This is a genomic window from Actinomyces sp. oral taxon 180 str. F0310 (assembly GCF_000185285.1).
Taxonomy (GTDB): Bacteria; Actinomycetota; Actinomycetes; order Actinomycetales; family Actinomycetaceae; genus Pauljensenia.
The window spans coordinates 720,357-732,333 of the sequence record NZ_GL622194.1; the positions used below are offsets into that span (position 1 = coordinate 720,357).

General features: G+C 64.9%; 10 protein-coding genes. 2 read left to right on the forward strand and 8 right to left on the reverse strand.

Features of this window, described 5'->3' with window-relative positions:
* Nucleotides 1-205: 205 nt before the first annotated feature.
* Nucleotides 206-2,269, forward strand: coding sequence for a glucose PTS transporter subunit IIA (locus HMPREF9006_RS03215; protein WP_009212099.1), 2,064 nt, complete (start codon nt 206-208; stop codon nt 2,267-2,269).
* A 166-nt stretch (nt 2,270-2,435) separates the two neighbouring features.
* On the opposite strand, the gene HMPREF9006_RS03220 is transcribed toward HMPREF9006_RS03215, so the two are convergent.
* From HMPREF9006_RS03220 to HMPREF9006_RS03255, 8 genes are all read right to left on the reverse strand, one after another.
* Nucleotides 2,436-3,032, reverse strand: a complete 597-nt coding sequence (locus HMPREF9006_RS03220) for a DUF4853 domain-containing protein (protein ID WP_232209813.1) — start codon at nt 3,030-3,032, stop codon at nt 2,436-2,438.
* A gap of 2 nt (nt 3,033-3,034) precedes the next feature.
* The gene (locus HMPREF9006_RS03225) at nt 3,035-4,666 is read right to left on the reverse strand and encodes an alpha/beta hydrolase (protein ID WP_009212101.1); all 1,632 of its coding nucleotides are present in this window, start codon (nt 4,664-4,666) and stop codon (nt 3,035-3,037) included.
* Between the two features lie 109 nt (nt 4,667-4,775).
* Nucleotides 4,776-5,618, reverse strand: coding sequence for a type I 3-dehydroquinate dehydratase (gene aroD / locus HMPREF9006_RS03230; protein ID WP_034230967.1), 843 nt, complete (start codon nt 5,616-5,618; stop codon nt 4,776-4,778).
* Nucleotides 5,619-5,630: 12 nt separating this feature from the next.
* On the reverse strand, nt 5,631-6,902 hold the full coding sequence (gene dusB, locus HMPREF9006_RS03235; protein ID WP_009212103.1) for a tRNA dihydrouridine synthase DusB: 1,272 nt from the start codon (nt 6,900-6,902) through the stop codon (nt 5,631-5,633).
* 40 nt (nt 6,903-6,942) lie between these two features.
* The gene (locus tag HMPREF9006_RS03240) at nt 6,943-8,331 is read right to left on the reverse strand and encodes a glycine--tRNA ligase (RefSeq protein WP_034230969.1); all 1,389 of its coding nucleotides are present in this window, start codon (nt 8,329-8,331) and stop codon (nt 6,943-6,945) included.
* A gap of 691 nt (nt 8,332-9,022) precedes the next feature.
* Complete coding sequence (locus HMPREF9006_RS03245) at nt 9,023-9,745, reverse strand: hypothetical protein (RefSeq protein WP_009212105.1); 723 nt, start codon at nt 9,743-9,745, stop codon at nt 9,023-9,025.
* A complete protein-coding gene (locus HMPREF9006_RS03250) occupies nt 9,742-10,638 on the reverse strand; it encodes an ATP-binding cassette domain-containing protein (RefSeq protein ID WP_009212106.1) in 897 nt (298 codons plus the stop codon). Before HMPREF9006_RS03250 ends, HMPREF9006_RS03245 begins: the two co-directional genes overlap by 4 nt.
* The gene (locus tag HMPREF9006_RS03255; protein ID WP_034230971.1) at nt 10,635-11,024 is read right to left on the reverse strand and encodes a GntR family transcriptional regulator; all 390 of its coding nucleotides are present in this window, start codon (nt 11,022-11,024) and stop codon (nt 10,635-10,637) included. The genes HMPREF9006_RS03250 and HMPREF9006_RS03255 overlap by 4 nt, the downstream gene beginning before the upstream one ends.
* A gap of 750 nt (nt 11,025-11,774) precedes the next feature.
* On the opposite strand from HMPREF9006_RS03255, the gene HMPREF9006_RS03260 reads away from it, so the two are divergent.
* On the forward strand, nt 11,775-11,977 hold a 203-nt coding region (locus HMPREF9006_RS03260; protein WP_034230974.1), incomplete at its 3' end, for a helix-turn-helix domain-containing protein.

Here is an 11,977-nt window from a genome sequence, read left to right on the forward strand (position 1 = left end):
ATGCCTCTACTGTGGGATGTCAAGCCCAGAGGGGAATGAGACGCCCATGAGAAACCTCTAATGAGCTGAGGAGCGCGCTCGCGGGCCCGCAGGGAAGCACCGCAGTGTGAAGTGGACCGCGCGCACTTCCCATGAGGGGCCGCGCCCTGTGATACTCAAGGTGTCCCATTCAGCGTCGAAAGGCGCTCTACCGGAAGGAGCCCCCGTGTCCAACACGGCACAGGCCATCCTCGATGCAGTCGGTGGCCCCGACAACATCATCCACTTGACCCATTGCGCGACGCGCCTGCGTTTCGAGCTGCGCGATGCTTCCGTGATCGATAAGGACACGGTCGAGTCCATCGACGGTGTCCTGGGGGCGGTCCCGCAGTCGGGCGACCGCTACCAGATCGTTATCGGCGGTGCCGTCCAGTCGGTCTACAACGACATCCAGAACCTTCCCGCGATGAAGTCCGCGGGTGCGGCGTCCAACGAGGACGTGAAGGCTGCTGCTCGTGCGAAGGCGCGCGGTAAGAACGCGATCGTGGATGCGTTCTTCGAGTATCTGTCCGATTCCTTCCGCCCCCTGCTTCCCGTCCTGCTCGGCGCTTCCCTGATCCTGGCGTTTCTGGCGGTCCTGGATGCCCTGCACGTGGTTGACACGCGTGCGGACACGATTCCGGTGTGGCTGGGTTACGTGAACTCCATGTGGCGCGCGGTCTTCTACTTCCTGCCGGCGATGGTGGCCTACAACGCCTCGAAGAAGCTGGACATCGACCCGTGGGTGGGCACCGCCGTCATCCTGTCGCTGCTCACCCCGAACTTCCTTGGCCTGAGCGACGTTGCCAAGTTCCCCGCCACCACCTGTATCCAGCTCGTCGAAGGTAAAGACGATCTGCTGCAGTGCACGACCCAGATCGACAATGTTCCGCTGATCGGCAGCCTGCCCCTGCAGCTGGCGGACTATGGCGGCCAGGTGTTCGTGCCCCTGCTGATGGTTCCGATTTTGGCGCTGCTGTACAAGGGCCTGAAGAAGATCATCCCCGCGAACGTGCAGATGGTGTTCGTGCCCTTCATTTCCTTCGTGATCATCATGCCGCTGACGGCCTTCCTCATCGGCCCCCTGAGCATCTGGATCGGTAATGGCCTGGGTGGCGGCCTGGCGTGGCTCAACGGCAACGCCCCGATCCTCTTCGCGATCATCATCCCGATCATCTACCCCTTCTTGGTGCCACTGGGCCTGCACTGGCCGCTCAACGCCCTGCAGCTGGCCAACATCGCCGCCACCGGGTCCGACTTCATCCAGGGTCCGATGGGCGCGTGGAACTTCGCGTGCTTTGGCGCCACGGCCGGTGTGCTCTTCCTGTCGATTCGCGACCGCGACGCCGACATGCGTCAGACCGCTTCCGGCGCGCTGGCTGCCGGGCTCTTCGGAGGCATCTCGGAGCCGTCCCTGTACGGCATTCACCTGCGCTTCAAGCGCATCTACCCGCTGATGCTCACCGGCTGTGTTGCGGGCGGCCTCACTATCGGCATTGGCGGGGGCGCTATCACCCACACCTTCGTGTTCACGTCCCTGCTGACGATCCCCGTGTTCTCCCCCACCGCCCTGTACGGTCTCGGTATCGCGGTCGCGTTCTTCACGGCGTTCCTGATGGTCGTCATCTTCGACTATCGCACGAAGGAACAGCGCGCCGAGGCTCGCGAGCGTAAGGCCGCGCTGAAGGCTGGCGTGACCCCCACCCAGGCTGCCGCGCCGGGGGCCCCGGTCGCGCCTGCCGCTTCCGCCTCCTTTGCTGCTCCGGAGTTTAGCGCCGCGGCGGTGGCTGACTTGACGCTGACCTCTCCGCTGGAGGGTCAGCTGGTTGCGCTGTCGGATGTGGCCGACGAGGCCTTCTCTGCGGGGGCTCTTGGCCCCGGTATTGCGGTCTCGCCTTCGGGTGGCGCGGTCGTGGCGCCCTGTGACGGCAAGGTATCGGTGGCCTTCCCGACGGGTCACGCCTACGGCATCAAGTCGGCGTCGGGCATCCAGGTGCTGATCCATATCGGTATGGACACGGTGAAGCTGGAGGGCAAGGGCTTCACGCCTCGCGTGGCCAAGGGCGACGTGGTGCGCCGCGGCGACGTGCTGGCGGAGGTCGACTGGGATGTCATTCGCGAGGCAGGCTACGACACGATCACCCCCATGGTCGTGACGAATAAGAAGAAGTTCGGCGAGGTGTCGCCGGCGCAGCCGGGCCCCGTTGCCCCGGGTGACACGGTCGTGACCGTGAACCCGAAGGAGGCGTAAGCCGACTCGCTATCGTTGCCTGAGGTGGGGGCGGACCATGCGGTCCGCCCCCACCTGCATCGCGGTTCGCGGGGGACAGCGTCCTCCCCGTCCACGCTGGCACGAGCCCTCGCTACCGCGCGAACGAGGTCAGCGAAGGGATGGCGGACTCTTACCCGCCCCCTTGCTACTGCTCCCGGTACTTCTCGGTCAGTTCCGGGGTCAGCCAGTCGGGCTCCCGCCCCTCAAGGGGCAACAGCCTCGACGGTTGGTCGGTACTTCCGTCGCTGCGCAGGTTCCTGGCACCATAGTGTGCGCCACTTCGAATCCCCAGGTGGGTCACGACCTCAACGCTCGCCGAATAGTCGGCATTGGTCCACAGCATGAGCACCATCTCGGGGGTGCGCTTCTCCGAGAATGTAAACCCCAACGGCTTGAGCTTCGCATCGTAAACATCCCGAAGACGATCAGCGTCAGTCTCAGAGAAGAAATACAAACGAGAGAGCAGCGTGTACAGGGGAGGTTCCTCGGGATAAATCTCAGAGATGTAATCGTTCTTAAACAGACCCATGATCGTGTCCTCGGTGAGGAACTCGTTGCGCGCGGCAACAATCGCGGGCTCCACATCCCGCTGAAACTCCTCAATCGAGTGCAGATGCTGAGCAACCTCCGCGGCTGCCTCATGCTCAGGATTCACCTTGTTATCTCCTTCCGAACGGGGAACGCACGCAGCACACAGCAACGCCACACAGACTCCTGAAACGACGGCACGTGCGAGCCTCACGCTTAACTCCTCCCCACGCCAGCAATCACGCCGGCAATCTCACGCTGGGCCTGAGTACCCTTATTAAAATAGGCCATGTGCAGGCCGACGGGATCGTACGCCTTCGGCGTCGGCCCCACGTCGCCCGACAGGTGGTGAAAGCCGGGCATCGTGTCGGGGTTCCTCCCGAAGTTCACATCGGTCCCCAAGCCCTGAACCAGGTCGTACGCGTAGGGTGCCGCGCTCACCCACGCATGTCCCTGGGGCACGTGATAGTCGGAGGTCTTCTGTACGCCCGCGCCCGGCGACCCGGCCAGCACGATGTCGTCCACGACCCCCTCGTTCACGAGAGCTGCGGCCTTACCCGAGGTCGTGGAGCCGTACGAGTGACCAAAGACGGTCATGTGCGCGTCCCCCGCCCCGTGTTCGCGCGAGGCATCCATGCCGTTGAGGAAGCCTGCGAGGCCGACGGCTCCCTTGTCCGCGTACACGGTGGTCGCAGCCTCGAGTTCTTTCTGCGGGGCGTCGTATCCCAGGTACGACACCATCGCCACGGTTTCACCCGACTTGACCTGTTCCTTCGCACTGTTCATCATGTCCGATGCTCGGTTGTCGTAGGCATCCAACGTTTTCTCGACGTTCGTGTGCAATCCGGGCACGACCACGCCCACGTGGTCCGCCGTGTCCACGTTGCCCTGGGCGACGATCGCCTTGAGGTTACGTTCGGAGGAATCGAGGCCCAGCAGCTGGCGGGGAACACCATCACCTTTGCCCCCAGTCTTAGGATCAACGAACGTTCTATCGAGGGTCGTCTTGACCACCTCCAGCTCATCCAACTCATGCTGGAGCTTTGCTTTCTTCTGCCGGAGGGCCTCACGCACGGACGGGGAGGACGCACCGGCAATCTCCTCGTCAAGCTGACTGATCTGTCCGGGCAGGTCCTTGAGCTTCTGGTCCAGGACGATCCGATTCGCCTTGTCCCTCGACGTGCCGTCAACGCCGTTAAGGTTGCCGATCTTCTCCGGATAGTTCTCGATGAGCCACTGCTTGTTGGCGTCGCTCTGGTTCGCCCACCACGAGGCGACCTCCTGCTCGCTGGCACCCGCAGGGGGAAGCGAGGGACGCGAGGGACCCGAGGCGGAGTAGTTCACGTGATTGTCGTACGCGCCCAGGCCGAGGGCCGCTATCATCCCGGCCAGTTTCGCCTCCAGCGCAATGGCCTTTGCGAGGACCCTCGCCACTCGTTCCGCGACGCTTCGCACCATCTCCAGGTAGTGCGTCGGGAGGTCCCGAGCCGACTCGAGCAAACTGGAGACGAGGGAGACGACGCCTCTGGTATCGATGTGGATCGGCTGCGACGCGAGGGTCTCCTGGATGTCGGCGATGTCGGCGCGAATGTCGGCGATGCCGTCGACTCCGGCGCTGGCGATTTCACTGACGCTGATCAGGTAGTTGACCTGCTCATCGATCACCGAGATACGTTGCGTGAGGGCTCGGCGCACTGCCGTGACGGTCTGGCCGCGCCCGGTCAGGGAGTTCAGCCGGGCGACGAGTCTTTCAGCCGCTTCCTGGAGCTCACGCGAGTGCTTCTCAGCCTCGCGCCCGTACTCGGCGAGCGGCTCAGAGCGCCACTGAAGAACGTCGGACCAGTTCATTCTCACCCCTCCGAGCGCCTCATTGTGTGCGCGGCACAGGCGCTCTCATTGTTCTGTTGACGGGACCGGACTCATCGTACACAACGGGCACCGACGCAGCCCCTGTGTCTCACTCAGCGCCGCGGGCGCCCAGGCCTGCACGCTCGACCACGTCCAGGACAGCGCGCGCCTGCTCCACCGTGAACTGGCCGGGAGCGCTCCCCGCCCAGCCGGGCAGGCACGCGAAGGTCGCGGACGACCCGAGGGCGGATCCCACCAGGCGCGTCGGCGCGCCCGCGGGCCCCATGGCGATGCCGATGATGGGCCGGTCGTAGGCCTCGCGCGCCCAGGCCTGCGCGGCCAGAACGCGGGCGGCGTCAGTCGCGCTGGTGGCCGTGCAGGCGAACTTCAGCACGTCCGCACCCGCGTGGTTCATGGCCGCCAGGACCTCGGCCAGGACCTCGTCCGAGGGTGTGGCCTCGAAGTCGTGGAAGGAAGCGACCGCGAGCGCACCGGCCCCGTGGGCATCCTCGATGAGCGAGGCGGCTCCGTCCCGGGATATCTCCACGTCGACGGCCCCGACGAGGGGGGCGAGGCAGCGCACGAGCGCGCAGTACTCCTCGTCGTCGAGGTAGGCGTGGCCCCCTTCGACAAAGGTGCGAATGGTAGCCAGGACCGGGACGGGCGACGCGTCGGTCACGTAGCGAGCCGCAGACGTGAGCTCAGATTGAATGTCTGCGGCGGCCACGAAGTGTGAGCCGACGAGGGAGGCCAGGAAGGTGTCGGCCCTCCACTCGGCGATATCGGCGCGGGAGGAGGCCAGCGCGGCCACCTGGGAGCGCAGCGAGGCGGCGTCGCCGGTCAAGGGGACGATCACCCGGGTGCGTCCACCGAGTGTCGTCTTCTTCCCGGCTCTGCCAAGGGTGATGACTCCGGGCGCGGGGTCGGGGGCAGGCGTTTCTGGTTGCGGCATGGTTCCTTCGCTCTAGTATCCGATTTCCGCCAGGTGCAAGCGCGCCCGCTCGGCCTCGGTCAGGTGGGGGTGGTCCAGCCAGCCGTCGGGCAGGTGGGGGGTTTTCTCGCCGCCGGCCCGTCCGCGTGGGCCTCGCGCGGCGGGCGGGAAGGGCTGGTCGGCGTCCAGTTCGCCGAGTCTGTCGTGGAGTTCCTGCAGGGTGGAGACCATGGAGAGGGCGTGACGTTGGGCTCCGCCAACGGCGAATCCCCTCAGGTACCAGCCGATGTGCTTGCGCATCTCTCGCAGGGCACGCTCCTCGCATCCCTGGTCGGCGACGCACCACGCGGCGTGGCGCTCGATCACGGCGATCACGTCCGCCAGGGTGGGACCGGCCGGGATGGGTGCGCCGTGGTAGGCGGCCACGATGTCGCGGAAGATCCAGGGTCGCCCCTGCGCTCCCCGTCCGACGCTGATCCCGTCGCACCCGGTGCGCTCGAGCATGTCCAGGGCGTCCGCCCCTTCGAAGACGTCGCCGTTGCCGAAGACGGGAATGTCGAGGAGCTCCTTCAGTCGCGCGATGTGTTCCCACTGGGCCTTGCCCGCGTAGTGCTGGGTCTGGGTGCGCGCGTGCAGCGTGAGTGCGGCGGCCCCCAGGCGTTGGGCGGAAAGGGCCGCGTCGGTGGCGGTCTCGTGGGAAGAGTCGATGCCAATGCGGATCTTGACGGTCACGGGGATCTCACGCCCGGCGCGCTCGCCCGCCTTGCGGCAGGCGCGAACGACGGAATCGAGAAGGTCAACGAAGAGGTCTCGTTTCCACGGCAGCGCCGCTCCCCCGCCCTTCTTCGTGACCTTGGGCACGGGGCACCCGAAGTTCAGGTCCACGTGGTCGGTGAGGTCGCGCTCGACGAGCATGGTGGCGGCGCGCGCCATGACGGCGGGGTCCACGCCGTAGAGCTGGAGGGAGCGGACGCGTTCGGCGGGGTCTGGGCGCACCATGTCGAGGGTGCGCTCGTTTCCTTCGACCAGGGCGCGGCTGGTGACCATCTCGGTCACGTACAGTCCGGCGGGGGCGTCAACGCGGGGGATCGCCACGCGTCGCGCCGTCCCCGCCTCGGGGTCCATCTGGGACGAGACATCGGCACCGGGGGACGCGTCGGCGGCCCACGCGGGCAGCCCGGCGGGCCGCAGGGCGCCGGGCAGGCCCGACTCTCCCATGATGCGGCACAGGCGCCGGAAGGGGGCGTCTGTCACGCCCGCCATGGGGGCGAGGACGACGGGCGTCCATAGGCGCAGCGGCCCCACGTGAAGCGGGGCCGCTGCGGGTGAGCGGACGTGAGACAAGTCAGCAGCCCAGGCGCTCAACGAGGTAGGACTTGACGCCCTCGAGGGGGATGCGCACCTGCTGCATGGAGTCGCGTTCGCGGATGGTCACCGCACGGTCCTCGACAGAGTCGAAGTCGTAGGTGATGCAGTAGGGGGTGCCGATCTCGTCCTGGCGGCGGTAGCGGCGACCGACCGCACCAGCGTCGTCGTAGTCGATGTTCCACAGGCCGCGCAGCTGGTCGGCCAGCTCTTGGGCCGGGCCGGTGAGTTCGGGCTTGCGAGACAGGGGCAGGACGGCCGCCTTGACGGGAGCCAGGCGCGGGTCCAGCTTGAGGACGACGCGCTTGTCGACGCCGCCCTTGGCGTTGGGGGCCTCGTCCTCGTGGTATGCCTCGATGAGGAAGGCCATGAGAGAGCGGGTCAGGCCGGCGCTGGGCTCGATGACGTAGGGGGTCCAGCGTTCCTTCGTGCTCGGGTCGAAGTAGTCGAGCTTGGCGCCGGAGGCCTCGGAGTGCACGGTCAGGTCGTAGTCTGTGCGGTTGGCGATGCCCTCGAGCTCACCCCACTGCCCGCCCTGGAAGCCGAAGCGGTACTCCAGGTCGACGGTGCGCTTGGAGTAGTGCGAGAGCTTCTCCTGGGGGTGCTCGTACTCGCGCAGGTTCTCCGGGTCGATTCCCAGGTCCACGTACCAGGCCTTGCGGTAGTCAATCCAGTACTGGTGCCATTCCTCGTCGGTGCCGGGCTCGCAGAAGAACTCGAGCTCCATCTGTTCGAACTCGCGGGTGCGGAAGATGAAGTTGCCCGGCGTGATCTCGTTGCGGAAGGACTTGCCGATCTGGCCAATGCCGAAGGGCGGCTTCTTGCGGGCGGCGTTCATGACGTTGGCGTAGTTGACGAAGATGCCCTGGGCGGTCTCGGGACGCAGGTAGTGCAGGCCAGCCTCGTCGTCGACGGGGCCCAGGTAGGTCTTGAGCAGGCCGGAGAACGCGCGCGGCTCGGTCCACTGGCCGCGCACCCCACAGGTCGGGCAGGCAACATCGGCCAGGGTGAGGGAGGATTCCTCGACGCCCTTCTTGTCGGCGAGCTCCTCGATGAGCTGGTCCTCGCGCGAGCGCTTGTGGCAGTTGAGGCATTCGATGAGCGGGTCGGTGAAGGCCTTGACGTGACCCGAGGCGACCCACACCTCGCGCGGGAGGATCACCGAAGAGTCCAGGCCGACGACGTCCGCGCGGCGGCGCACCATGTAATTCCACCAGGCGCGCTTGATGTTCTCCTTGAGCTCCACGCCCAGCGGCCCGTAGTCCCAGGCGGAGCGGGTGCCTCCGTAGATTTCACCGCAGGGAAAGACGAAGCCGCGGCGCTTGGCCAGGCTGATGACGTTGTCGAGGCGGGAGGGTCCCTGTGCCACTTGTAACTCCTTGATATGAGGGGCATGACTGGCTGTCATGTCTCACCCGATACTAGCCGATAACTACTGTGTCGGGTGATTCCGGGCCACTGCGCACTCATGGATCCCACCACAGGGTCGCGCTTGGAGTTCTGGCTGGGTCCTGCGGCGCTCTTCGCCCGGCGCGCTCGCGGATAGGTTGTACACAATCCATGCTCCCATCAGGCAGGCAGCCTTCGCCCGGCGCGCTCGCGGATAGGTTATGAACATACGGATAGGTTATGCAGATCCGGATAGGTAATTAACCTATCCGGATGTCAATAGCCTATCCACATCGTCGTAACCTATCCACATGCGCGCGAGCAGGCCCCTCCAGGCCACCCGTATAGCGACGACAGATGACGGGGCAGCCACACACAGGGCACGATGAAGTAGCCGTATCCCCGAGGTACAGACAATCGCCTCAAACATAGAGTTTCCGTACAAAAAAGACAAAGTGTCAACACTCCATCACCATAATGCGCCATTCTCGTCGGTAGTGACGGCAGCCTTCAACATCGGCTGTTCGACACCAGCACGCCTCACAGTCACACCGCCAGCGCATGCACCGTCCGATAACCCATGAAACAGCCCCGGCCTCGCCCCTTCCGCGAGAGGGGACGAGGCCGGGGATGCGGCGGTCGGGATCGGTGTTCAGCGAGTTGGCTCGGTATCAGCCGACGCGCCGGATGTGACCCGAGGCGGTCAGCGGCCAGCCGGCGGCGACGACGGTCAGCGGGATGAGGCCGAGCAGCCAGAAGGCCGGGTGCATGGGTGGGAGGTAGCCGGACTTGTGGACGAGGCTGAGGACCAGCCAGGTGATCGGCGCGCCGATGGCGCAGATGCCCAACGGGATCGCGACCATGAGTGCCATAACCCGCTTCCAGGTCGAGCCGATGCAGCGGGACAGGCCACCAATAAAGCGCCCGGCCCCGTCGCAGGCAACCCACGTGAGGACGACGTAGATCCACGAGTCAATACCGAGGGGGAAGGAATCGCGTCCCATGACGAAGAGCAAGGGATGGATGACGATGAGCAGCCACCAGACGAGGGATCCCAGAGCGATGATGAGGAGAGACTGAACGTAGCTTGCCGCTGTGAGCACGGGGCGCGACCCGCCGCTGAGGGCGGAGGCTCGCATGTTGACGGTGGCGCTGAGGACCCCGCAGACGAAGAGGAAGACGCCCGTGACGGCGGCGGAGTTCGTGGCGGCCTGTTCCACCTGTTCGGTGACGTCGGAGACCGAGAGGTAGACGATGCCGTTGACAACGAAGTTGACGAGGAACTGAAAGCTCTCGATCAGCAGGTAGAGCACCACCGTGAATCGCCAGCCGACGAGGCCGACGCGCAGTGGCGAGGGGGAGGATGTGATGAGGTCGGGGGTTGCGGTGCTCATTGGTCGTTCTCCTGGATGAGGTAGGCGAAAGCGTCCTGGAAGGTGCAGGGCGAGAGTGTGAGGCTGTGGGATGCGATCTCGCGGTCGGTGATGCCGCGGCCGCGCAGGTCCACAACGATCTCGCGGGCGGATCCGAGCGTGCGCGAGGTGATGACGCCGAGGCCGGGGTGGTCGACCAGGAAGCTCTCCACGTCGGCGGCGTTGCCGGCGATGGCGCAGATGCGCGAGGTGAACGTCTCAACGCTCTCGTGGGCGAGCAGGCGCCCATTCTTGAGGGCAACGACGTCTTCGGCGACGTTCTCAAGCTCGGAGACCATGTGCGAGGAGATTAGGAACGTGCGCCGAGGGCGACGTCCCTCCAAGGCGTCGGCGGCCAGGGTGAGCAGCTCCTCGTAGAAGGCGTATCGGGTGGGAACGTCCAGGGGTGCCTGGATCTCATCGAGGACGGTGACGGGAGCTCCGGAAGCCAGCGCGACGGCACCCGTAAGGATCGCGGCCTGGCCGGAGGAGACCTTGCGTAGCTTCTTGCGAGGCTTCATCTGGAATCCGAAACGCTGGGCGTAGTGGTCGAAGAGCTTCTGATCCCAGGTTGGGCGAAGGGAGGCGTATGCGACTAGCGCCCCAGCCGAGGAGTTGTCGAAGTCCCTGTCGGAGGAGGCCATGACCGAGTAGCCGAGCAGGTCGTTGGGGCGCATGCCCGTTCCGTTGATGGACACGCCTCCCGAGGAGGACGGAAGCAGGCCGGAAAGGATCTGCATGAGGGTTGTCTTACCCGATCCGTTGGGGCCCACGAGCGCGGTGACGGTGGAGTCACCGAACTCAAGGGAGAGGTCAGTGAGGGCCTGCTCCGCCTCCCCCGGATAGGTGTGGTTGATGGCGTTGAAGGTGATCATGAGTCTTCCTTGGTGCGAAGGTCGGCGGCATAGGCGCGGACGTGGTTGGCGATAGAGTCGATGTCGAGGCCGAGGGCGAGTCCCGCCTCGACGGCCGGGTAGAGGGTGTCGTCGACGTAGGTTCTCATGCCCGCCTCGACGAGGGAGGCGCGGGCCCCCTCGGCGACAAACATGCCAATGCCGCGTCGCTTTTCGACCAGGCCCTCGTCAACGAGGATGGCGAACGCCTTGCCGACAGTGGCGGGGTTGATGCGGTACATGGCGGAGTATTCGGTGGTGGACGTGAGCTGGTCCCCGTCGCGCAGTGCGCCGCGCAGGATTTGGGCGCGGATACTGTCGGCGATCTGGACGTAGATCGGGATCCCCGAGACGAAGGTCGGGGGCATGGACACCTCCCATTCATGTTCAGTGGTTCCTTACATGACTAATAAACCACCGAACCACCTATCCCGTCAAGCTCATTCAGCAAATATGACCCACATCACACTCGGTGTGGACCTGGACACCCATCGCGCACAGCACCCACAGTCACACATGATGTCCATTCGGCACGTATGAGACATAGCCACAGAACATTGAAATTCCGCGACATCTACTCACGTCAGGCGAGCGACCACACGGACATGCGTGCGAGCGTGCGAAGTAACCACCCACTGATGAGGCCACTCAGCGACCGCTCCCCTCTCCCATGCGCCCACGCCTACGCAGCTGGGTCCGACTACTGGAATCATTAACCTATCCATGCGTGCTCAAACACGACGGATTACCAAGTCCCGGGTTATGTATGAGGGGGTGTTGAGGCCGTTATCTTTCGTGTTGTGGGATTCCAGGTTCCGCGATCGTTCTTGTCTGCGAGCCCGGTACACCCGATACGTGGGCATTGCACCCGTTCTGATCGGGTCTAGCGCCACATAACGGGTGTAGCGCCCCGCGTGACGTCGCCACTTGATTGGCATGCCAAGTCCCGGGGTTTGTGTAGGGGTGTTGAGGCCGCTTCTTTCGTATTGCGGGATTCCAGCTTCCGCGATCGTTCCTGTCTGCGAGCCCTGGAGGGGTCTGGGTTTTTCGGACCGTTTGTTGTGAGAGGGTTGTTCTGAGTAGTCCCGGCTGTTTGTGGCCGGGCTGAATGGATGACTATGAGGAAGTTTTCGAAGCACACGCCTGAGCTGATTGTTGTGAAGCTAGAGAGGGCCGAGGCGTTGCGATGTGAGGGCATGAGTACGGCCCAGGCGTGCCGCGTGCTGGGTATCAGCGAGGCAACGTTGTGCCGGTGGCGCCAGCGTTATGGGTCGATGAATCGTAGTGAGGCCAAGGAACTGCGTGAATTGCGCGAGCAAAA